Here is a 23201-nt window from a genome sequence, read left to right as displayed (position 1 = left end):
CATGATAGAAGAATTAGTGATTAATCAGTTGCCTGCTCCGACCTGGAACAGGTTAAAAATGAATGAAACAAAGCTGGCCGGCTTAGAACTGCCGCAGGATAGCTGTGAACCGCGTGTAGCTTTGGAGGGCAGCGTTTGCCTGAATAAAAGCAAGGGCAGCAATTGCTGCGGCTGTAGCGAAAAGGCACAGTGCGCAGTACATGGCACTGATTTTGCCAAAATAGCAGGCGGTGTCGGTGAAGCAATGAGCAGTCTAGGCGAGGGCCACAAGCTGCGTCTTGTTGCTGATGCAGGCAAGAGCGTAGCTGCTGTTACTCTGCGTTATGCCGATAATACAAGCTGCTATAATCAGATTGAAATTGAAGCTAAGCCCGGCAGTGAGGTTACTGTGCTGATGACCTATATCTCTACAGCGCAGGCTAAAGGTCAGGCCAGCATTCAGACTAAGATAGACGTAGCTGCCGGCGCTAAGGTTAAGCTGGTGCAGGTGCAGCTTTTAGGCAGAGATTTCCTGCATATCAACGACGTTGGCAGTGAGCTTGGCACAAATGCTGCCTTTGAGCTTCTGCAAATCCAGTTGGGTGCAGATAAAATCTACAACGGCGCACGCACGGAGCTTCTTGGTGAAAACAGTGATTTCAAGGCTGCGATTGGCTACTACGGCCGCCATGGACAGACTGTGGACATGAACTTTATTGCCAACCATTACGGCAAAAAGACTACCTGCGAAATGACTGCGGACGGTGTGCTGCAGGGTGGTGCCAAGAAAATTTACCGTGGCACTATTGATTTCAAAAACGGCAGCGCCGGTGCGATTGGTGACGAGAAGGAAACAGTATTGCTGTTGAGCGACGACGTGGTTAACCAGACGATCCCGCTGATTCTGTGTAGCGAGGAGGACGTACAGGGCAACCATGGCGCCAGCATCGGCAAGCTTGATGACGAATTATTATTTTATTTGTGCAGCCGCGGCTTCAGTGAGCAGGAGGCTGTTGATATGATGGCCAAGGCGAAGATTGATGCCCTGTGCCGTAAGATTGATGACGAGGATACTGTACAATTGGTACAGCGTTATCTGGAAGGAGTGATGGCAGATGGTGAATGATAAGGATTTACTGTCCTTTGATTATAAAAAGGATTTCCCTTTGCTGGCAGCTAACGATGTTGCTTATTTGGACAACTCTGCTACCACACAAAAGCCTGCCTGCGTTATTGAGGCAGAGCGTGATTTTTATCTCAAGCACAATGCCAATCCGCTGCGTGGCTTGTATGACCTGGCTATGCAGGCAACCGACATTTATGAAGATACGCGCGTTGCTGTGCAGAAGTTCATCAATGCCAAAAGCGAGCAGGAAATTATTTTCACCCGCAATACTACAGAAAGCCTGAACCTGGTGGCTTATAGTTACGGTTTGGCTAACCTTAAGCCCGGTGATGAAATCGTTACCACGATTATGGAGCATCACAGCAACATGCTGCCCTGGCGCATGGTTGCGCAGCAGACCGGTGCTGTAGTAAAGTACATTGAATGTGCTGTTGACGGCAGCATCAGCGATGAGGCTATTGACGCTGCTGTAACCGAAAAAACTAAAATCGTAGCAATGGCAGAGGTTTCCAACGTTTTGGGACGCTTGAACCCGATTGCCAAGGCTATCAGTGCTGCGCATAAGGTTGGCGCTGTTGCTGTGATTGACGCAGCGCAGAGCGCACCGCATATGGCGATTGATGTGCAGAAAATGGACGCTGATTTTCTTGCCTTCAGCGGTCACAAGATGCTCGGACCTATGGGCATCGGTGTGCTGTACGGCAAGAAGGAATTGCTGGAGGCTATGCCTCCGTTCCTGAGCGGTGGCGAGATGATCAGCTTTGTAAGCCGTGACGGTCAGGAATATGCGCCGTTGCCGCACAAGTTTGAAGCTGGCACGGTAAATGCTGCCGGTGCTGCCGGACTGCATGCAGCTATCGAATACATCAACAGCATTGGCTTTGAGGTAATCGAAGCGCGCGAAGCAGCGCTGACGAAATTGGCGTTTGATGCTATGCAGAAGATTCCCGGTGTGCATATTATCGGCGGCAAAACTGCAGAGGAGCACAAGGGTATTCTTACCTTTACGGTAGAAGGTGTGCACCCGCATGATATCGCTGCAATCCTTGATGCTGACGGCGTAAATGTACGTGCCGGCAATCATTGCGCTCAACCGCTGCTGGACCACCTTTGCACTGGTGCAACTGCCCGTGCAAGCCTGGCCTTCTACAATTCGGCAGCAGATGTAGAGCGCTTTATCAACAGCTTGTCTACAATAAGGGAGAGAATGGGCTATGGCAGATAATAGAGCCTTTTATAACGAAATTTTAATCGACCACAATATGCATCCCGGTCATAAGCATGATTTGCCTGACGCAGACGTAGAGATGCGCGGATATAATCCCAGCTGCGGTGATGATATCACCATGAAGCTGAAGCTTGCCGACGGTGTGGTTGTCGACGGTGCCTTTCAGGGCAGCGGCTGTGCAATCAGCCAGGCCAGCGCTGATATGATGTTGGACCTGGTTATCGGCAAGAGCGAAGAAGAGGCTTTGCGCCTTGCAGATATCTTCCTGCGCATGATCAAGGGCACTGCCAGCGAGGAAGAGATTGACGAGCTGGAGGAAGCAGGTGTGCTGCAGGACGTATCCCACATGCCGGCGCGTGTAAAATGCGCTGTGCTTGGCTGGCATACACTGGAGCAGATGCTGGATAAAAAGGCATAAGTTAATTAACGGGCAGCTTTCGCACAGGCGGAGGCTGCCTTTTAATATATGCAGCTATAAAATAAAATTACTTACGTCCTTGCCAAAAGCAAGCTTTTGCTGTTAAATAAGAGTAGATGTGTTAATGAGGGAGATGAAGCAATGCTGACCAAAAGCTTTATTGAATTTTTATATGATGCAGCGCATATTCAGCGCTGGAATGAGCATATCCGCCCCAGCGGCTTTACAGAGCTTGATAAGCAGGCGCACAAGATGATGATTATGTATGTGCTGGCCCGCCATGAGGAGGATGACCATGGTGCACAGCTCAACTGGCGTCTGCTGATTGAGGGCGGTATTTTTGAGTTTTTGCAGCGTAACGTGCTTACTGACATTAAGCCGCAGATTTTCCATGAAATGATGCGTGTTTATGGCAAGGAGCTTAACGCCTGGGTTTATCAGGAGCTGCGTAGAAGAATTCCTGATATTCAGGAAGACTTTATGGAGAAAATGCAGTGCTATTTCGAGGACCCGCAATACTGCGCTTTAGAAAAAAAGATTTTGCGCGCAGCACATTATCTGGCAACGAAGTGGGAATTTGAGCTGATTTATCATTTCAATGAAGGCATTTACGGCAGTGAGGATACCAAAGCTATCATTGAAAATGAATTGGAGGACCATTACGATTTGGCAGCAGTGAAAAAACTGGCGCTTAAAGGTAAAAGCAGCAAGTTTATCGACCTTGTCGGCCAGCTGCGCTTCCAAAAGCGTTGGGCGCAGTCGCCGCGTGTCCCGGAAACCTCCGTCATGGGGCATGAGCTGTTGGTAGCGATTATGGGTTATTTTTGCGCTGTTAAGCTGGGTGCCTGTGATGAGCGTATCGTGGGCGATTTCCTCTGTGGTCTTTTCCACGATTTGCCGGAGGTGTTGACGCGCGATATTATTTCGCCGGTGAAACGCAGTGTGCCGGGACTTGATGAGCTGATTAAGCGCATGGAGGAGCGGATGGTGGCTGAAAAGATTCTGCCGCTGCTGCCCTATACCTGGCATGAGGATATTCTATATTATACGCAAAATGAATTTTCCAACCGTGTGCGCATTGACGGCAAGGTGATGCAGACGAGTATTGAAGAGATTAGCAGCAAGTACAACAAGCCTGGCTTCCATGCGATTGACGGCAGCGTGCTCAAAGGCTGCGATAATCTTTCGGCCTTTGTAGAGGTATGGTTGTCGCGTCGCTATGGTATAACCTCCAAGCATATGGAGGAGGGCGAGCGGGCGATTCGCGAGCAGTACAAGAATAAAATTATTGGTGGAATTGATTTTGGCAGAGTATATGATGAATTCCCTGTGATAGACTAAAGTAAAACGCCGGCGGCTTCGCTGGCGTTTTTACTGTAAACAAAATGGTTTTGCAAGTAAAAAAGCTCTTGAATATAAGAAAAGTTACAAAAAATTCTGTAGACACTGAATAATGTACACGTTATAATAAAAGTACGGATATGGGGTTATATCCTTTTGGAAAGCAAGGAGGCTTGATTATGAATATTTTTGAAATGGCCCAAATTCCACTGAATAAAGCGATTGAGACAATGGAGCTTGATGCAGGCGCAGCAGCTATTATTGCGGTTCCCGAACGTACTTTGGAGGTTTCTATTCCTGTAAAAATGGATGACGGTACTACAAAAGTATTTACCGGCTATCGCAGCCAGCATAGCACAATCCTTGGCCCCGCAAAAGGCGGTGTACGCTATCATCAGAATGTAAGCATGGATGAGGTAAAGACGCTTGCCTTTTGGATGACCTGTAAATGTGCCGTAGCCGGTTTGCCGTATGGTGGCGGTAAGGGCGGTATTATCGTAGATCCGGCAAAGCTTTCAAAGGCTGAGCTTGAGCGTCTGACACGCGGTTATATAGATAAAATTGCACCGATTATCGGTGAAAAACGTGATATCCCGGCGCCTGATATGAATACTAATGCTCAGATTATGGGCTGGATGATGGATGAATACAGCAAGCTGGCCGGTCAATATGAGCCTGGCTTTATTACCGGTAAGGCAATCAGCGTAGGCGGCTCCTTGGGACGCACTGCTGCTACCGGACGCGGCGTTGTTGTGGCGGCACTGGAAGCGCTGAAGCTGAAAGGAATTCAGCCGCATGAGGCAACTGCTGCTGTGCAGGGCTTCGGCAACGTAGGCAGCTGGACTGCTAAGCTGTTCTGTGATGCAGGCGTTAAGGTTATTGCCTTGAGCGATGTTTATGGCGCTATCTTTAATGCAGACGGTTTTGACTGCTATGATGTAGATGCTTATGTTAAGAAAACAGGCAGCATAGTAGGTTATCCGGGCAGTAAAGCGATTACCAATGCTGATTTGCTGGCGATGGAAGTTACTGTGCTGGCACCTTGCGCTATTGAGCTGCAGCTTACTGCGGAAAATGCGGCGGCTGTACAGGCCAGCATTATCTGCGAGGGCGCGAACGGACCGACTACACCGGAGGCTGACGACATTCTGGAGGCTAAGGGCGTAATGGTTATTCCGGATATTCTGGCTAATGGCGGCGGTGTAACTGTCAGCTATTTTGAATGGGTACAGAATCTGTATCGTTACTTCTGGCCTGAAGAAGAGGTTATTGAAAAGCAGAACGCATTGATGCGCAAGGCCTTTAAGGCTGTTTATGAAAAAGCTAAGCAGTATAATGTGCCGCTGCGTGTTGCTGCTTACATGGTTGCGCTGGGCAGCCTGGAGGAAGCAATGAAAATCAGAGGTATGGTATAGATATAATTGCTGAAGTTCGTTTAATTATCTAAAATAATGCTTTAAAGAAAAAATTCCTGCCTGGGCATTGGCCATTGGCAGGAATTTTTTTGTATATCTTAAAAAGACTGCGTATTGTTGCTACATGCTCGCTTTAAAGCGAGCATGAAAAAACTGCATCACCAAGGGGTGATGCAGTTCAATTGAAGTTGTGCATATTTAGCAATTTACCAGCTGCGGGACGAACCGCCGCCACCGCCACCGCCGCCGCCGAAGCCACGACCGCCACCGCCACCACGTCCACCGCCGCGGAAAATCAGCAGTAGCAGGATGCGCGTAAAAAAGCCGCCTAACAAAAGATTATCTACAATCAGAAAGCCGATGAGTCCTAGTGCCAATAGCAAATCATCTAAGCTGGAGCCGGTATTTTTTTGCGGTTGGGGAGCGGGAGCCTGATATTTTACACCGCTCAGCTCCGTGTTATAGCCTTGGGCAATCTTGGCTGCTGCAGCCTTGTAGCCCTGCAAAATACCCTTGCTGTAATTACCGTCCTTGAAGTAAGGAATCATATATTGGTCCTGGATGCGTCCGGTAAGACCGTCAGGCAGAGAACCCTCCAGGCCGTAGCCAACTTCAATGCGTGAGCGTCTGTCCTTGACAGCGACGACGATGAGAGCACCATTATTTTGCTCCTTGCTGCCAATGCCCCATTGGCGCAGAACCTCCAGCGCGTAATCTTCGATAGGCGCTCCGTCGAGCGTGTTAATTGTCAGTACTGCCAGCTGCGCTGTAGTTTTGTTGTCCAGCTCAGCGCCCAGGCTGAGTATTTGCTGCTTGTCCTCTTCAGAGATTACACCGGCGTAATCCTGCACGTAAATGCCGCTGCCTGCCGCCGGACGCGGCGGAATAGCAGGCGCGGCGCTGGCGTAAGCAGCAAAGAAGGTCTGCAGCAGAAGCAGCAGGCAGATTATAAAACGTTTCATTATCATCCCTCCGTCAGCAGCTTGCAGCTAGCGGGATTAAATTAAAATTTAACCTGCGGAACCTTTTGCGCTGCTGCATCTGCCTTGAAGTAGTCTTTGGCAGTAAAGCCGCAGGCACCTGCGTATAAAGAGGTAGGCAGAGATTTAATTTTTGCGTTGTAGACTTGTACGGCATCGTTGTAATCCTTGCGTGCTACAGCGATACGGTTTTCAGTACCTGCCAGCTCATCCTGCAGCTGCTGGAAATTGGTGTTGGCCTTCAGGTCAGGGTAGTTTTCCGCAACAACTAAGAGACGGCTCAGAGCGCTGTTCATTTCGTTGTTGGCTGCAGTTGTTTCTGCTACGGTTTTGGCACCGCCCAGCTTAGCGCGGGCATCGGATACAGCCTTGAAAACCTCTGTTTCGTGGGCAGCATAGCCTTTAACAGTGTTTACCAGGTTGGGGATTAAATCGTTGCGACGCTGCAGCTGGTTTTCCACCTGCGACCATTTGCCGGTAACATTTTCATTCATGCTTACAAGACCATTATAGCTGCTGAAAAACATAGCTGCCATAATGACAATAGCGGCGAGAACGCCTAAAATACCTTTCATTTGTATATCTCCTTTCGCAATAAACGGATTTTAGACAGGCTTGTAAGACCTGCTTTATTTTATTGTAAAAGAAAGTTTTGCTGCTGTCAATTTATGAAAAGTCAAAAAGGCAAAAAAATTGCAAAACTATTGTGAAATTATAGGTATTTATTTTGGCAGAAGCAGAAAAGTAGAAAATTTATTTATAAATGAAAGATGCTTTTGGTTTTCAAATAATGAGGATAAGAGGGAGAAAAGTTTCAATGTAAATTAATTGCGTTAAAATATTAATTATTATTATTGCATAATGTCTTAAAGAGGTGTATTATATAACTAGGTTAATTGGAATAAGCATTCGTTAAAAGAACAATTTAAACGCAGATGAGGCGTCTGTTCCGAGAGAGGAGGAAGCACGGTAGGAAGGTGTTCTATGAGAATGTATTGCAAAATCATATAGTGTGCAGGTTATATAGTAGGTCATTTTGCAAACATCAGGAGGTAGCTGGCATCACTATATCAGCAAATAGTTAGGGGATGAGCTAATATGGCAAAGCAAGTAGATTATAAGGCCGTTGGTTTGCGCATTAAGACCTTGCGCTTAAAGAACAATATTTATCAGACTGAATTAGCCAAAAATATAGGTGTATCACAAACACATATGAGTAATATTGAAAGTGGACGTGCTGGCCTGACTTTGGAAAATCTGGTTAAAATGACGAATATTTTCGATTGTGGTATTGATGAAATAGTATTTGGCGAAGAAAAAGCAAAGAAAGAGACTGCAGCGACTTCTCTGGAGAATTTTACCATGCAGGATATCGTGCAGGCTTTGCAGATGCTGAAGACTATTAAGGGTTAATAAATTTGATGTTTAAGAGGCTGCTGCGGCTGATTAGAGTTGCAGTGGTCTTTTTTTGCGCGTCGATTTTCTGTCATAGATTTTTCACTTGCCTAAAGTCGAAAAGTCAAATATAATATATTCAAATATATAATCAAGGTGAGTTACTATGAAAAATTTAGCAGATGCAATTGAAAGCTTTATTATAGGTGAGCTGCTGCGAGAGCACGAGGATACTGTGCTTGTGCAGCGCAATGAGCTGGCCGAGCGTCTTTCCTGCGCTCCCTCGCAGATAAGCTATGTGCTCAGTACGCGTTTTACGCCGGAGCGTGGCTTTATGGTGGAATCGCGGCGCGGCAGCGGTGGCTTTGTGCGCATTATACGCATGCAGCCTGCTGTGGAGACACCCAAGCCGCCTACGGCTTTGCAGCTGGTGCAGCATTTGCAGCAGCAAAAGATGATTACGGCAAGAGAGGGCGCATTGCTGCAGTATATGCTGCAGATTATTGACGCTGATGAAGATAAGAAGAAGGAAATATTGCAGCAGGCTGTAAGCTTGTTGCATAGTACAGGACGGAGGTGAAGCGATGCTTTGTGAAAATTGTCATAAAAAGAAGGCTATCATGCACATGGTGTGCCTGGTAGGCGATAAACAGATTGATAAATGGCTTTGCGGTGATTGCGCCAAGGATTATATGCCGATGGGCATGGGGGGCATGCCGCTGACACCGGAGGGTGCTAAACGCTTTATAGATGAGCTGCTGAAGAGCGGCGGAACCATCGGACCGAAGCCTAAGAAAAAGGTTACCCGTGAGGGCTTCAGCGAGGCGGCGGCCAAAGTGCTGGAGCTGGCAACAACCAAGGCTTTGGATTGTGGCAGCGAGCATATTGGTACGGAGCATATTTTGTGGGGACTTTTGACAATCCCTGATTGTACCGGCAAAAGGCTGCTGCACAGATTGTATAATAATCTTGAAGAGATACAGACAGAGCTGGAAGGCTGGCTGGATAAGGGCAGTAAGCAGACTAAGCTGCCGCAGTACAGCCAACGCGCGCAGCGTGTAATGGAGCGCGCTGCAGAGAACGCGCAGGAGCTGGAGCAGGAATACGTAGGCAGCGAGCAGCTGCTTGTAGGCTTGCTGGCAGCAGGCGATGGCATTGCCTATCAGGTGCTGCAGAAGTTTGATATTACGTTGGAGTATGTCAAGGAGCTGGTGCAGACGCTGGATGATCAGCGCAAAGCTGTACCGGGCAGAAATCAGCAGCGCCGTCCGGTAGAAGAAAAACAGGCTGATGTTTTAGAGGTTCTTGCCGAATATGGACGTAATTTGAATCTGGAAGCCAGCCGTGGCAAGATTGATCCGGTGATTGGCCGCGATAAGGAGGTAGAACGCCTTATCCAGATTTTGTGCCGTCGCACCAAGAATAACCCGGTAATTATCGGTGAGGCCGGTGTTGGTAAAACTGCTATTGCCGAAGGCCTGGCACAGAAGATTATCAAGGGTGACGTGCCGGATTTTCTGCAGCGGAAAATTGTTTTTTCGCTGGAGCTGGGAATGCTGGTGGCCGGTGCCAAATACCGCGGTGAATTTGAAGACCGCATGAAGGAAATTTTGCAGATGGTACGCGACGATAAGCGGATAATCCTCTTTATCGACGAGCTGCATACGATTATCGGTGCGGGCAGTGCCGAGGGCAGTATTGATGCGGCCAACATCATTAAGCCGGCGCTGGCGCGCGGTGAGCTGCAGGTTATTGGCGCGACTACGGTTGATGAATACCATAAGCATATTGAAAAGGATGCGGCGCTGGAGCGACGCTTCCAGCCGGTGCTTGTTGATGTACCGAGCGCAGAAATCAGCGAAGCGATGCTGCAGGGATTGCGCAAGCGCTATGAGGAATTCCATAAGCTGCAGATTCAGCCTGAGGCGATTAAGGCTGCAGTGGAGCTGAGCGACCGCTATATTACAGACAGAAATCTGCCTGATAAGGCTATTGACCTGATGGACGAGGCCTGCGCCCGTCTGCGTATTAAGCTATATAAAAAATCTGCGCCGGCACGTGAGCTGCAGGAGCAGCTGGAATATCTGCAGCTGGAAAAGGAAGAGGCTGTTGAGCAGCAGGATTATGAAAAGGCAGCCAAGCTGCGCGACGACGAGGCGGAGCTGCAGACGCAGCTGGCTGAAGCCCTGGCGGAGGTTGCTATGACGCAGCCGGTAACTGCGGAGGATGTGGCTGAGGTAGTTGCCTCTTGGACGGGGATTCCGCTGACACGCCTGACAGAAACCGAAAGCAGTCGCCTGTTGCAGTTGGAGCAGCGCCTGCATAAGCGTGTTATCGGTCAGGAGGAGGCTGTAAGTGCTGTAAGCAGGGCAGTGCGCCGTGCACGCGCAGGCTTCAAGGATAAAAACAGACCGGTTGGCTCCTTCCTCTTCCTTGGTCCTACAGGTGTAGGCAAAACAGAGCTGGCGAAGGCACTGGCTCAGGAGCTTTTTGGCGATGAACGCGCTATGCTGCGCTTCGATATGTCCGAATACATGGAAAAGCACACTACAGCGCGATTGATTGGCGCTCCTCCCGGCTATGTAGGGTACGACGAGGGCGGCCAGCTGACAGATGCAGTACGCCGTAAGCCTTACTGCGTAGTGCTGCTGGACGAAATTGAAAAGGCGCACCCCGATGTCTTTAATCTGCTGCTGCAGATTATGGAAGACGGTCGTCTGACTGATGGTCAGGGACGCACGGTAGACTTCCGCAATGCTGTACTGATTATGACGAGCAACGCCGGTGCACAGCGTTTGGCTAACACCAGACCGCTGGGCTTTGCCGGTAATGAGGCAGGCGAGCGCAAAAACCGTAAGGAGCAGGTGCTTGCTGAAATCAAGAACGTGTTCCGCCCGGAATTTTTAAATCGTGTGGACGAAATCCTGGTCTTCAATTCCTTGGGCAGACAGGAGCTGGAGCTGATTGCCGACAATATGCTGCGTGAGCTGAACCAGCGTCTGGCAGACAATGGTCTCAGTATTGAGCTTGCTGCTTCGGCACGCGAGCTGCTGCTGAAGGAAGGCAGCGACAGCAAGTATGGTGCGCGTCCGCTGCGCCGTGCTTTGCGCAAGCTGGTGGAGGATCCGCTGAGTGATTTGTTCCTGGCAGGAAAATTCCACAGCGGCGATAAGATTATTGCTGAGGCTGCTGCAGATAAAAAACTGGACTTTCACACTGCGATTGAAGAAGCACAGCTTTTGCTGGAGCTGCCAGTGACGGAGGAAGCAGCAGTTTCTGTCAGCAGCGGAAAGGAGCAGCCTGATGGCCAGAACTAAGAGCAGATTTGTCTGTCAGGAATGCGGTTATGTTGCTTCCTCGTGGCTGGGACGCTGCCCGGAGTGCGGCGGCTGGAACACGCTGGTGGAGGAGGCCGAGGTGACGGCCAAGACCAGCAAAAGCTATCTGCCGACCAATAACGAAAAGCTGCGGCCGCGTACTATCGCCAGTGTTGCCCAGACTAAGGTAGAACGCCTGGCGACCGGGATTCGCGAATTTGACCGCGTGCTTGGTGGTGGCGTCGTGCCCGGCAGCCTTGTGCTGCTGGGAGGCACGCCCGGTATCGGCAAATCTACGATTTTGCTCGATGCGGGCCTGCGCTTTGGACAGCGTGGCATTAAGGTGCTGTATGTCAGTGGCGAGGAATCGGAGGAACAGACGGCGATGCGTGCTGTCCGTTTGGGTGGGGCGCAGGCCAATGATAACCTGCTGATTCTTACAGCTACGGATCTGGACGCAATTTTGCTGCAGGCCAACGCTCTGAAGCCGCAGCTTTTGATTATCGACAGTATCCAGACAATGTATAATCCGGAGCTGCAGACTGCTGCCGGCAGTGTGGGCCAGGTGCGTGAGTGTACTGCCAAGCTTCTGCAGTTTGCCAAGAGTACGGGCATTGCTGTGCTGCTGATTGGTCACGTTACCAAAGACGGCACCATCGCCGGACCGCGCCTTTTGGAGCATATGGTGGACGTGGTGCTGCAGTTTGAGGGTGACCGTTCCTATTCCTTCCGCGTTCTGCGCGCATTAAAAAACCGCTTCGGCAGTACGAGCGAAAGCGGCATTTTTTCGATGGAGGCAGGCGGTCTGCAGGAGGTAGCAAATCCTGCTGGTCTTTTCCTGGAGGACAGAGACGGTGAGGCTGCAGGCAGTGTTATCGGTGCCTGCATGGAAGGCAACAGGCCGATTATGGCGGAGTTCCAGGCGCTGGTAGCCAAAACTCCCTATGGCATGCCCAGGCGTACAGCAGTAGGCTTTGACTATAACAGGGTGAATATGCTGCTGGCGATTTTGGAAAAACGCTTTGGACTGGATTTTGGCATTTATGATGCCTATGTCAACGTAGTCGGCGGTATGAAGGTCAATGAACCGGCGGCGGATCTGGCGGTGGCGGCAGCGCTTGTTTCCAGCTATCGCAACAGGCCTTTGCCTAAGGGAATACTCGTTTTTGGTGAGGTGGGCCTCACCGGCGAGGTGCGCCGCGTTAGCGCGCCCGAGCGCAGGATTATGGATGGCATTAACCTGGGCTTCAGCAAATTCATTGTACCGGACAGCAAGCTGCAGCTGCCGGCTGTCAAGGCGCAGATTGTGCGCGTCAAAACGCTGGAGCAGGCGATTGCAGCTATGTTCGGCTAAGGTAAATGCTTATATAGTAGTCAGATGCAAAAAACGCAGGCTTGCGGAAAGCCTGCGTTTTTGTTATATAGCCGAAGCGTTTTGCCTTAAGCAATGCTGTTACAGCAAAAAAATTCCGGTACACTTCCCTCAAAATGTACCGGCAAAGTAATTGGTATAAGGAACAACGTCCCAGCAAATGTCTTAAGGTTATTATGGTTATATTATAAATTGCCTGACAATTTGCGTGCGTTGCCATTGCAACGTTTTTACAGCTTACAAGCGCTTTCTTTATTTACAAAACATCTCAGAAAAGAATAATTTTGTAAGTTATGTAAGTGAAGGCAGATAGTGCCTGAAACCGCAGTCTTTGGGGCTTTTGGGCGCTATGAAAAAACAGGGGAAATGTTGCTTGAGCAACAAAATTACTAAACGTTTACTTTAGTTACATAATATTTACATATGTATTTTAATTTGGGTATAATAAGGATACGGAATAACTAATATGAAATAGAAGGCTGGTGATAATATGGCAGTAAAAATGTTTGCACCGAATTATCATGATATACCGTTGTTTAAAGGCTTGGGCAGAGAAGAGATTAACGAGGTTCTGCACAAGTTTCATGGACTGATTAAGCATTTCCCTAAGTCTGACTATATTTATCTGGCAGGTGACTGCATCGAAAATTTATGCGTTGTCATGGAAGGCACTGTTCAGATGATTAAAGAGGATATCTGGGGTGAAAAATCCATTATTGCCAATTTGGGAGCAGGCGATGTTTTTGCGGAAAACTACCTGGGTAAGCTGAGTGACCGCAGTGTGGTAAGCTATTTTGCTGCAAGCGACAGCGAGATTCTGATGCTTCCGTTAGGCAGAATGCTGTTTGATGGTACAAATCATAATGAGACCAACAGACGTCTGATGTGTAATATCGTTTCAATTCTGGCGGATAATAATACGCGTCTGATTGAGAAAACGGAAATTCTTTGCAAAAAGACCTTGCGCGGTAAGATTATGGCGTACCTGGAGCAGGAAGCTAAGTACAATGGCAGTGACAAGTTTACTATTCCCTTTAACCGCACTGATCTGGCTAATTATCTTGATGCTGACCGCAGTGCTTTGACTAGGGAGCTGGCGCGCATGCGTGCTGATGGGGTGATTAGCTTTGAAAAGAATACTTTTGAGATTCTGGAGCATTCGCATACGGATTTATAAGCTTATATTTTAAAAGGCGCAGTGTAAGCTGCGGAAAGCAGGCTTTGCGTACTGCCTTGGTAAGAAGGGTTTGCTGAACACGACCATACAGGAGTTGCAATGACTCTGTATGGTCTTTTTTGTTGGGGCTGAGGTGGCGCGTTGGGCAGGCATACTGTACCCATAGTACTTGACAGTCCAAAAGAGAGATTTTCCAAAGTCTTGACACTGAAAAAAGGCGTTTTTCAAATCCTTGATGGTCTCTTTAATTTGCTTGAATTATTTTAAAAATTAGCACCAGTGTAGCCTAAAACGGCGCTTAAGTAACTAAAATAAGATACGTAACTTTATAAATAAAGTTACAATAAAAAATATGGAATTTAGAAACTAAAATATGAAAAAGATTATGCAAAATATAATAAATTTGTTGCCTAGGCTACGGCGCGGAGATGGGGAGGAATGCTATCATGAAATCAACGGAAGAGCATATAAGAATTCGGTGATATGTGACTTTCGAAAAAAGATTAAAGGAGGTATTGCTTATGTCCCCCGCAATCAAATGTTTAATTCTGTTAGCGGTAATTGCTTTGTTTTTTGTGACTGAAATTATACCTTTGGCAATTACTGCAATCGGCGGTGCTGTTGCCTGTGGCTTGTTGGGCTTGATTCCGGCTAAGCAGGTTTTCAGCGGTCTCTCTAACTCTACTGTAGTACTGTTTGCCGGCATGTTCGTAGTTGGCGCGGCAATGTTCTACACCGGATTAGCTCAGGCTTTGGGTGAAAAGGTAGTGCATATTTTCGGCACCGGTGAAAACAGCCTGATGCTTGGCTTAATGCTTGTCGGAACAGCTCTTTCTTCTGTTCTTTCCAACACCGGTACCTGTGCCTGTCTGATGCCAGTAGCACTTGGTATCTGTGCTGCTTCCAAAAACCCTGCGTCCCGCCAGCTATTGCCGATGGCATATGCTTGCGGTTGGGGCGGCATTATTACGCTGGTTGGTACACCGCCAAATATTATCGGCAGTGGCGCTCTGACAGCTGCCGGTTTGCCGGGCTTCAGCTTCTTTGAATTTGCCTGGATCGGTATTCCTTTATCTGTAGCAGGTATTCTCTATATGCTGCTGATTGGCAAGTATCTGCTGCCGAAGGCAGAGCTTGATGCAGACCAGGAAATCGAACAGGAAATTGAAGCTACTACCCATGATAAGAAAAAGCAAATGATTTCCGGTATTATCCTGTTGGTCTGCGTAATCGTAATGGCCTTGGATTTGAAGTTTATCAGCTTGGAAATGACTGCTATTATCGGTGCTCTGGTATGCGTACTTACCGGCTGCCTGACTGAAAAACAGGCTTATTCCTCTATCGACTGGGTAACCATCTTTCTGTTTGCAGGTATGATGCCTGTGTCCACTGCAATGGATAAAACTGGTGCAGGCAAGCTGATTGCCAACTGGGCAGTGGGACTGATGGGCGGCGAACCTACACCGCTTATTGTAACAATAGTACTGTTTTCCATCTCCTGCTTCCTGACACAGTTCATGTCCAACACCGCTTCTGCTGCGTTGCTCTGCCCGATTGGTATAGCGATTGCTAAACAGCTGAATGCAGATCCCAAGGCTGTTGTAATGGCGATTGCTGTTGCGGCATCCTGTGCATTCGCAACTCCTGTTGGCACTCCGCCTTGTACTCTGGTGCTCGGCCCCGGCGGCTACAAATTTATGGACTATGTGAAATGCGGAACCGGTCTGGTGCTGGTATGCTTCGTTGTAAGCTTGGTTGTCATTCCGATGGTATGGCCGTTCTTCCCTTAATGCTCATATATTAGACAACTCCCTGAATCAAACACTTGCAGAAAGGTCGCTGTTGCTGTAAAAGCGCAGCGGCCTTCTGCTGTTATATAGGCGGGAGAAGATGATAAAAATAAAGTGTTGACAGCTTATAATATGTCGCAGCTTTTTAGTATCTAGATACATAATAATGGCACTACAGGTACTAAAAATAACTTTAAAAAATTAAATAAATATAATGTAAATAAAATCAGTTAAAATATTCTGAAAAACATATAAAAGTGTTGCTCAAGCCACATTATAAGCAGAGTTTTTACGTTAATATTAAGACAACGGGAATGTAGAAAAAACTCATAAAAAGTTATAATTATACATTTCCTAAATACTTACAAAAGGAGGAAACTATTATGTCCCCTGCTATTAAGTGTTTGATTCTGTTGGCTGTGGTTGCATTATTTTTCATTACTGAACTCATTCCATTAGCAATCACTGCTACTGCCGGTGCTATCGCCTGTGGCCTGTTAGGTTTACTGCCTGCTAAGCAAGTTTTTAGTGGTTTATCTAACTCTACCGTAGTATTATTTGCCGGCATGTTCGTTGTAGGTGCAGCAATGTTTTACACCGGCTTGGCACAGTCCATCGGTAACAAGGTTGTACATCTGTGCGGAACCGGTGAAAACAGCCTGATGTTTGGTCTGATGATTGTCGGCACTGCACTTTCTTCCGTGCTTTCCAACACTGGTACTGCGGCCTGCCTGCTGCCTGTAGCATTAGGCATCTGCTCCGCAGCGAAGATTCCTGCTTCCCGTCAATTAATGCCTCTGGCATTTGCCTGCGGTTGGGGCGGTATCATTACCATGGTAGGCACACCGCCTAACATCATTGCAACTGGCGCTCTGACTGCTGCCGGCCTGCCGAGCTTTGGCTTCTTCGAATTTGCCTGGATCGGTATTCCGGTATCCATTGCCGGCATGCTGTACATGATGTTTATCGGTAAACACCTGCTGCCGAAGGTTGAGCTTGATGCTGACCAGGATATTGAGCAGGAAATCGAAGCTACCAGCACTGACAGCAAAAAACAGATTATCTCCGGTGCTATCCTGATTGCCGTTGTTCTGGTAATGGCTCTCGATATCAAAGGCGTAACTCTAGAAATGGCTGCTATTATCGGCGCGCTGATTTGCGTACTGACCGGTTGCTTAACCGAAAAACAAGCTTATGCTTCCATTGACTGGGTAACCATCTTCCTGTTCGCAGGTATGATGCCTGTATCCACCGCTATGGATAAAACCGGCGCTGGCAAGCTCATTGCTGAATGGACTGTTGGCCTGATGGGCGGCGATCCTTCCCCGATGGTTGTAACTGCTGTACTGTTTGCACTCTCCTGCATTCTGACTCAGTTCATGTCCAACACTGCATCTGCAGCTCTGCTGTGCCCGATTGGTGTAGCAATTGCTAAACAGCTCAATGCTGATCCGAAGGCTGTTATCATGGCAATCGCTGTTGCAGCTTCCTGCGCATTCGCAACTCCGGTAGGTACTCCTCCGAACACTCTGGTGCTTGGCCCTGGCGGCTACAAATTCATGGATTATGTTAAAGCTGGTACCGGTCTGGTAATCGTATGCTTCATCGTATCCCTGATTGTAATTCCAATCGTATGGCCGTTCTTCCCAGGCAAGTGAGCAACACATAATATTATGACAAATTAGTACTTACTTTACTTAAAAAACTAAAGAAAGTGGTAAAAATGCCGTGCGTATTTGCATGGCATTTTTGCTTTAATAAAAATAAAGAGATTCAATTAAAGGTGCTTAATAACCGCCTTGGAGAAGAAAATAAGTATTAATCTATAAGGATTGAAATAATGATAAAAGATTTATGATGGCGTGGTCATATATGCGATATGAAGAGCAGGTGCTAAAAATTGTGTTGCTCAAGCAACAGAAGTGCAGAAAAAATGCTGTTATCATAAACTCAACAAAGCAAATAACAATACTTAATAAAGTAAAAAAGATTGCTTTTATATGTACTTTCACAAAGCTATACTTAATGTTATATAATGTCCAGATGACATTGTATATAAAATTTTTTTACAAAGGAGGAACTTAAAATGTCCCCTGCAATTAAGTGTTTAATCCTCTTGGCAGTAGTTGCGTTATTCTTCGTAACCGAACTCATTCCTTTGGCAATTACTGCGACCGCTGGCGCTATTGCGTGCGGCCTGTTAGGCCTGATTCCTGCTAAACAAGTATTTAGCGGCTTGTCTAACTCCACCGTTGTATTGTTCGCCGGCATGTTCGTTGTTGGTGCAGCAATGTTCTACACCGGTTTAGCTCAGGCTATCGGTAACAAAGTAGTTCATCTGTGCGGCACTGGTGAAAACAGCCTGATGTTTGGTCTGATGGTTGTTGGTACCGTTCTTTCTTCCGTGCTTTCCAACACTGGTACTGCAGCTTGCCTGTTGCCTGTAGCATTAGGTATCTGCTCTGCAGCTAAGATTCCGGCTTCCCGTCAGTTAATGCCTTTGGCATTTGCCTGCGGTTGGGGCGGTATCATCACCATGGTTGGCACACCTCCTAACATCATTGCTACTGGTGCAATGACCGCTGCTGGTCTCCCTGCATTCGGCTTCTTCGAATTCGCATGGATCGGTATTCCGGTATCTGTTGCTGGTATGCTGTACATGATGTTCATCGGTAAACATCTGCTCCCGAAGGTTGAGCTTGATGCTGACCAGGAGATTGAACAGGAAATCGAAGCTAACAGCACCGATTCCAAGAAAATGATTATCTCCGGTATTATCCTGCTGGCAGTTGTTATCGTAATGGCACTGGGTATCAAAGGCGTAACCCTGGAAATGGCCGCTATCATCGGCGCTCTGGTTTGCGTACTGACCGGTTGCTTGACTGAAAAACAAGCTTATGCTTCTATCGACTGGGTAACCATCTTCCTGTTCGCAGGTATGATGCCTGTATCTACCGCTATGGATAAAACTGGCGCTGGCAAACTCATCGCTGAATGGACCGTTAGCCTGATGGGCGGCTCTCCTTCTCCGTTGGTTGTAACCGCAGTTCTGTTCATCCTGTCCTGCGGCCTGACTCAGTTCATGTCCAATACCGCATCCGCAGCTCTGCTGTGCCCGATCGGTATTGCAATCTCCAAACAATTAGGCGCTGACCCGAAGGCAGTTCTGATGGCTATCGCTGTTGCAGCATCCTGCGCATTCGCAACTCCGGTAGGTACTCCTCCGAATACTCTGGTACTTGGCCCTGGCGGCTACAAATTCATGGACTATGTTAAAGCTGGTACCGGCTTAGTTCTGGTAGCTTTCGTAGTATCCCTGGTTGTTATTCCGATGGTATGGCCGTTCTTCCCTGGCAAATAATACCAGGCTGACGAATAAAGCACCATATGCTTCGTCACAAATTGACGTACTGGAACGTGCTTTATGAAACCAAAAACAAAATCTCCTGTCACGTAAGTGACGGGAGATTTTTGTTGCAGAAAATTTTCTTATCGACTGTTACATACAAACGTTGGCATAATAAAAGCGCAGAGCTTGTCAGTTTTTGGCTGCAATGCTCTGCGCTTTGTTTTCTTATTTTTTTATTTCCACGTCTACCTCGAATAAACGCTTCCAGGGGAAGGAAAGTGAGAACTTAGTACCTTTTGTCAGCGGACAATCATTAACCATGCTTTGGCAGTCTGCGGTAACCTGCTGCAGGATTACTTTTTCTTCTGTAGCAAGGTCATATTTCAAATCCTCACGGTTATGCTTTTCCAGCTCGTTGGAAATGCTGCGACGCGCATTGCTTTGGTAAAACCAATCGTCGATGAGGCGTTGGCGCAGCAACAGATTGCGTGCTTCGCTGCTCATGTCGCGGGCGATAAGTCCCTGGGCGATGGCATAGCCTACGGCGTTATCGCCGGTGTTCCAGCCGTTGTAGGCCGTTAGGTGCTCAAGCTCACCGCTATTTGACAATAGCTGCATAAAGCCGTTGTCGGCACCGTTGGAATAGCTGATATCAGCCAGTGAAACCTTGCGTCCTGCCTGGAGCTGCTTGCCGATAAGTCCGATAAAATTTTTGTTGGCAACGGAAGCAAAGGGCTGATTGTCGTCAGCGGTAGAATCCTTGACGATGCCGTCCTGTGGCGTGTTGAGTGCCAAAATCAGGTCAGCACTGTCAGCAGATTGAGCTTGTACTGCACCGGCAGCGATAATCTGCTGCGGTACGCTGTCCTGCAGGCGTGCGTCGCTGTATTGCGGCAGGGTAGCAGCGCCTGCTCCCGCACTGTACATTGGGTAGACAGAAGGCTTGCTGCCGCTAGCCTCGTTGTAGGCACGGGCGATTAAAAGCAGGCCTAGCTGGTCAACACCATCAAGAATCTGGAAGCTGTCTCTGCTCATATCAAAGGTGCTCAGGCTGATTTTGCGTCCTTCCATGTGCGTAGCGGAAAGAGTAGCATTGTCATCCTTACCGATGGCAAAATAATGAAATTTGCCATTGCGGGCCATGCGTGTAAGCTCCTGGTTGACAAGCAGATTTTTTTCGCGTCGCTCGAGCCAGTCGCCTAGCTCTGCTTTTTTCATATTGCGCTCTAGTGCCTGCATGGTCAGCCTTTCGGCGGGCGACAGCTTGCCCTGGTCCTGCTTGTCTAAAAGCTGGCTGTAGGCAAAGATGCTGGGGCCGATACTACTGTAGTAAGGCGGCTCTACACGCCCTTTGCTGGCACGTGGTGTGCGCATGATCGTCGAAAAAGCGTAGAGTTTTATCGGTAAAGTGGTTTTTAATGCGTACAGATGCTTAACGCGGTTTTGCAGCTCTTCTTGACTGATGTTGTGTGTACGCGAGGCAACAAGGCCACCATAAATCAGGCTGTCGGTGCTGATAACAGCAGCATCGGCCTTGGGAGCCTTGTGCTCCAGCCATTCCCAAATGCCGTCAGGGTTACCGTTTTTTTCGTTGCTGGCAATATATTTTTCGGGTGGCAGGATGATTTTGCAGTTTGCTGCCTCCATGGTCTGTTGCACATAGGACGAGCAGACTGGTCTGTTGTCTAAGGGCACATAAAGAATCGTCAGGCGTTTAGCTTGGACTGAGGCTGGCAGCAATAAAGCAGCTGTGCAGATGAGTGCCGCTAATTTATGCCTGCGGAAAGTTAATTTTGCCATGCTTACGCCTCCTTTGTTATTAAAAGTTCAAATAGTGTTTTACAATAGTTAATATACATACTCAAAAGCCTAAATTTGTAGTATATTTACAAGTGGAAGAATTTATTCTATTATTATACAATGAAATAAAAGTTTTTTCCAGTGCAAGCTTGACAAGCATTGCCGGTGTGCTATAATAAACGAGTAAGTAAAAATATTAACAGTAATGCGAAGGAATTGCCGTCGTGGAGGGTTCTACAGAAAATGCTGCCGTGGCTGAGAGCAGCAGAAAGGAAACGAAGGGCGCACCGCCTTCAAACTGACTGCGGAACGCGCAAGCAAGTATGCCAGTCCGTATTACCGGCGTTAACGGTACCGAGTGGGCTTAATATATAAGTCAATCAGGGTGGAACCGCGGAAAACTCCGTCCCTTTTTGCAGAGGGATTGGGGTTATTTTTATTTTTAATAAAAATAACAGGCGGGTAAGCTGAGGTTTCGGAAGGCTTAAGAAAAATATTGCGTGTTACTGCGTAATTTAGAGGAGGATAATTATGGCTGATATCAAGATTACTTTGAAAGATGGCAGCGTCAAGGAATTTGCTGCCGGCACAACTTTGCTGGACATTGCCAAGAGTATTTCCCAAAAGCTGGGTAAACAGGCTCTGCTGGCTGTTGTTGACGGTGTCAACAAGGATTTGAGCGATAAGCTGGAGCATGATGCAGCAGTAGAATTTGTTACACCGGATACTCCGGAGGGTCTGCATGCAATCCGGCATACTGCTGCACACGTTATGGCTCAGGCTATTCAGCATTTGTTCCCGGATGTTAAATTTGCTATCGGTCCTGCTATTGCCAACGGCTTCTACTATGATTTGGACAGCGAGCATACCTTTACTCCGGAGGACTTGCAGGCTATCGAAAAGGAAATGGCAAAAATTGTTAAACAGAATATTCCTCTGCAGCGTGCAGAACTGCCGCGCAGTGAAGCTTTGGCAATGTTTGCTGCTAAAGATGAAAAATATAAGGTTGAGCTGATTAATGACCTGCCTGAGGATGCAATCATCAGCACCTATACCCAAGGTGATTTCACCGACCTCTGTGCCGGTCCTCACTGCCCGTCTACCGGCAGAGTAAAAGCATTTAAACTGCAGAGTATTGCAGGTGCTTACTGGCGCGGTAACGAAAAGAACAAAATGCTGCAGCGCATTTATGGTACTGCATTCCCCAGCAAGGAAGAGCTTGATGCTTATCTGCATATGCTGGAAGAAGCTGCTAAACGTGACCATCGTAAGCTGGGCAAGGAGCTGGATTTGTTTGCTATTATGGATGAAGGCCCCGGCTTCCCGTTCTTCCTGCCGAACGGCATGGTTATCCGTAACGAGCTGATTAACTACTGGCGTCAGGTTCATCGCCGTTATGGTTATGAAGAAATCAAAACCCCGATGATTCTGTCCCGTAAGCTTTGGGAAACCTCCGGTCACTGGGATCATTACAAAGAAAACATGTACTTCACTCAGATTGATGAGCAGGATTATGCTATTAAACCGATGAACTGTCCTGGTGGTATGCTGGTTTACAAGCTGCATCCGCATTCCTATAAGGAACTGCCTATCCGTGCCGGTGAACTTGGTCTTGTACACCGTCATGAGCTCAGCGGTGCTCTGCACGGACTGTTCCGTGTACGTTGCTTTACTCAGGATGATGCGCATATCTTTATGATGCCCAGCCAGATTCGTAGCGAGATTAAGAATGTAATCAGTCTGTTTGACGAGGTTTATGCAACCTTCGGTCTGAAATATCATGCAGAACTGTCTACCCGTCCGGAAAATTCCATGGGCGATGACGCTACCTGGGAGCTGGCAACCCAAGGCCTGAGAGATGCGTTGGAGGATTGCGGTCTTGATTACGTAGTCAACGAAGGTGACGGTGCTTTCTATGGTCCTAAGATTGACTTCCATCTGACCGACTCCATCGGCCGTACCTGGCAGTGCGGTACTATCCAATTGGATATGCAGCTGCCGGAACGTTTTGAACTGACCTATACCGGTGAGGATGGCCTGAAGCATCGTCCTGTTATGATTCACCGCGTTGTGTATGGTTCTATTGAACGCTTCATTGGCATCCTGATTGAAAACTATGCCGGTGCTTTCCCGGCTTGGCTGGCTCCTTGCCAGGTTCGTATTCTGCCGATTACCGACAAGCATGTTGAATATGCTAAAAAGCTGGCTGACAAGATGTTTGACCTTGGCCTGCGTGTACACCTTGATGACCGCAATGAGAAGCTTGGTTATAAGATTCGTGAAGCACAGGTACAAAAGGTTCCTTACACCTTGGTTGTTGGCGACAAGGAAATGGAAGAAGGCACTGTAAATGTACGCCGTCGTGGTGAAGGCGATATCGGTGCTATGCCTCAGGATGAATTTATCTCCATGCTGCAAGAAGAAATTAAAGAGAAAAAATAAGCTGACGGCATAGCCGACAGCTGAAGGAAACTGCCCCGCTTACAAGCGGGGCAGTTTTTTGTCTTGCTTTAA

17 protein-coding genes are annotated in these 23201 nt (G+C 47.9%); 14 read left to right on the top strand and 3 right to left on the bottom strand.

Features of this window, described 5'->3' with window-relative positions; genetic code table 11:
- The first annotated feature begins 1 nt into the window (after position 1).
- From Q0G26_RS00765 to Q0G26_RS00745, 5 genes are all read left to right on the top strand, one after another.
- Positions 2 to 1105, top strand: coding sequence for a SufD family Fe-S cluster assembly protein (locus Q0G26_RS00765; protein ID WP_293827628.1), 1104 nt, complete (start codon positions 2 to 4; stop codon positions 1103 to 1105).
- Positions 1095 to 2330: a cysteine desulfurase gene (locus tag Q0G26_RS00760; protein ID WP_293827625.1), complete on the top strand. Its 1236-nt coding sequence runs from the start codon at positions 1095 to 1097 to the stop codon at positions 2328 to 2330. Before Q0G26_RS00765 ends, Q0G26_RS00760 begins: the two co-directional genes overlap by 11 nt.
- The gene (gene sufU, locus Q0G26_RS00755; RefSeq protein ID WP_249747830.1) at positions 2320 to 2751 is read left to right on the top strand and encodes a Fe-S cluster assembly sulfur transfer protein SufU; all 432 of its coding nucleotides are present in this window, start codon (positions 2320 to 2322) and stop codon (positions 2749 to 2751) included. Before Q0G26_RS00760 ends, sufU begins: the two co-directional genes overlap by 11 nt.
- A 141-nt stretch (positions 2752 to 2892) precedes the next feature.
- A complete protein-coding gene (locus Q0G26_RS00750) occupies positions 2893 to 4092 on the top strand; it encodes an HD domain-containing protein (protein WP_293827623.1) in 1200 nt (399 codons plus the stop codon).
- Between the two features lie 179 nt (positions 4093 to 4271).
- Positions 4272 to 5507, top strand: coding sequence for a Glu/Leu/Phe/Val dehydrogenase (locus Q0G26_RS00745; protein ID WP_293827621.1), 1236 nt, complete (start codon positions 4272 to 4274; stop codon positions 5505 to 5507).
- A 206-nt stretch (positions 5508 to 5713) separates the two neighbouring features.
- Here the strand turns inward: Q0G26_RS00745 and Q0G26_RS00740 are convergent, their stop codons facing one another.
- Together Q0G26_RS00740 and Q0G26_RS00735 are read right to left on the bottom strand one after the other, a co-directional pair.
- Entirely contained in the window at positions 5714 to 6469 is a 756-nt protein-coding gene (locus Q0G26_RS00740) for a YgcG family protein (protein ID WP_293827620.1), read from the bottom strand.
- Between the two features lie 41 nt (positions 6470 to 6510).
- Positions 6511 to 7062, bottom strand: coding sequence for a LemA family protein (locus Q0G26_RS00735; protein WP_293827618.1), 552 nt, complete (start codon positions 7060 to 7062; stop codon positions 6511 to 6513).
- Between the two features lie 523 nt (positions 7063 to 7585).
- Here Q0G26_RS00735 and Q0G26_RS00730 point away from each other — a divergent pair.
- The 8 genes from Q0G26_RS00730 (at position 7586) to Q0G26_RS00695 (ending at position 18899) form a co-directional block, all read left to right on the top strand.
- A complete protein-coding gene (locus Q0G26_RS00730) occupies positions 7586 to 7900 on the top strand; it encodes a helix-turn-helix transcriptional regulator (protein WP_293827616.1) in 315 nt (104 codons plus the stop codon).
- Positions 7901 to 8048: 148 nt separating this feature from the next.
- Positions 8049 to 8462, top strand: coding sequence for a CtsR family transcriptional regulator (locus Q0G26_RS00725; protein WP_293827614.1), 414 nt, complete (start codon positions 8049 to 8051; stop codon positions 8460 to 8462).
- Between the two features lie 4 nt (positions 8463 to 8466).
- Positions 8467 to 11199, top strand: a complete 2733-nt coding sequence (locus tag Q0G26_RS00720) for an ATP-dependent Clp protease ATP-binding subunit (RefSeq protein ID WP_293827612.1) — start codon at positions 8467 to 8469, stop codon at positions 11197 to 11199.
- The gene (gene radA, locus Q0G26_RS00715) at positions 11186 to 12553 is read left to right on the top strand and encodes a DNA repair protein RadA (protein WP_293827610.1); all 1368 of its coding nucleotides are present in this window, start codon (positions 11186 to 11188) and stop codon (positions 12551 to 12553) included. Before Q0G26_RS00720 ends, radA begins: the two co-directional genes overlap by 14 nt.
- A gap of 508 nt (positions 12554 to 13061) precedes the next feature.
- On the top strand, positions 13062 to 13748 hold the full coding sequence (locus tag Q0G26_RS00710; protein ID WP_293827609.1) for a Crp/Fnr family transcriptional regulator: 687 nt from the start codon (positions 13062 to 13064) through the stop codon (positions 13746 to 13748).
- 521 nt (positions 13749 to 14269) lie between these two features.
- Complete coding sequence (locus Q0G26_RS00705) at positions 14270 to 15538, top strand: SLC13 family permease (protein ID WP_293827604.1); 1269 nt, start codon at positions 14270 to 14272, stop codon at positions 15536 to 15538.
- A gap of 383 nt (positions 15539 to 15921) precedes the next feature.
- Positions 15922 to 17196: an SLC13 family permease gene (locus tag Q0G26_RS00700; RefSeq protein ID WP_210683997.1), complete on the top strand. Its 1275-nt coding sequence runs from the start codon at positions 15922 to 15924 to the stop codon at positions 17194 to 17196.
- A 428-nt stretch (positions 17197 to 17624) separates the two neighbouring features.
- Positions 17625 to 18899, top strand: a complete 1275-nt coding sequence (locus Q0G26_RS00695) for an SLC13 family permease (protein WP_293811003.1) — start codon at positions 17625 to 17627, stop codon at positions 18897 to 18899.
- Between the two features lie 213 nt (positions 18900 to 19112).
- Here the strand turns inward: Q0G26_RS00695 and Q0G26_RS00690 are convergent, their stop codons facing one another.
- Positions 19113 to 20687, bottom strand: a complete 1575-nt coding sequence (locus tag Q0G26_RS00690) for a DUF4127 family protein (RefSeq protein ID WP_293827602.1) — start codon at positions 20685 to 20687, stop codon at positions 19113 to 19115.
- Between the two features lie 531 nt (positions 20688 to 21218).
- Here Q0G26_RS00690 and thrS point away from each other — a divergent pair.
- Positions 21219 to 23129: a threonine--tRNA ligase gene (gene thrS / locus Q0G26_RS00685; protein ID WP_293808027.1), complete on the top strand. Its 1911-nt coding sequence runs from the start codon at positions 21219 to 21221 to the stop codon at positions 23127 to 23129.
- Positions 23130 to 23201 lie beyond the last annotated feature (72 nt).

Source organism: uncultured Phascolarctobacterium sp. (genome assembly GCF_934190775.1).
In the GTDB taxonomy this organism is placed as follows: Bacteria; Bacillota; Negativicutes; order Acidaminococcales; family Acidaminococcaceae; genus Phascolarctobacterium_A.
This window is presented reverse-complemented; position numbering and strand designations above follow the sequence as displayed.